1 protein-coding gene is annotated in these 309 nt (G+C 49.8%); it reads right to left on the reverse strand.

Going from position 1 to position 309, the window contains the following annotated elements:
- A partial coding sequence (locus ICN12_RS10770) for an AIDA repeat-containing protein (protein WP_216272506.1) occupies positions 1–309 on the reverse strand: 309 nt, incomplete at both ends.

A 309-nucleotide genomic window follows, 5' to 3' on the forward strand; every position in this document is an offset into this window, starting at 1 on the left:
CAGCTTGATTACCACCAGAACTGATGGTCGCGCTAATCGCACTACCACCGCTACTAACAGCTTGAGTACCACCATCATTTACCGTAGTAGCACTTGCAATACCGCCACTACCAACAGCTTGAGTACCGCCAGAACTGATGGTCGCACTAATCGCACTACCACCGCTACTAACAGCTTGAGTACCGCCATCATTTACCGTAGTAGCACTTGCAATACCGCCACTACTAACGGCTTGAGTACCGCCAGAACTGATGGTCGCACTAATCGCACTACCACCGCTACTAACAGCTTGAGTACCACCATCATTTA

Origin of the sequence: Polynucleobacter sp. AM-25C3 (assembly GCF_018882335.1) — a bacterium.
GTDB lineage: Bacteria > Pseudomonadota > Gammaproteobacteria > Burkholderiales > Burkholderiaceae > Polynucleobacter.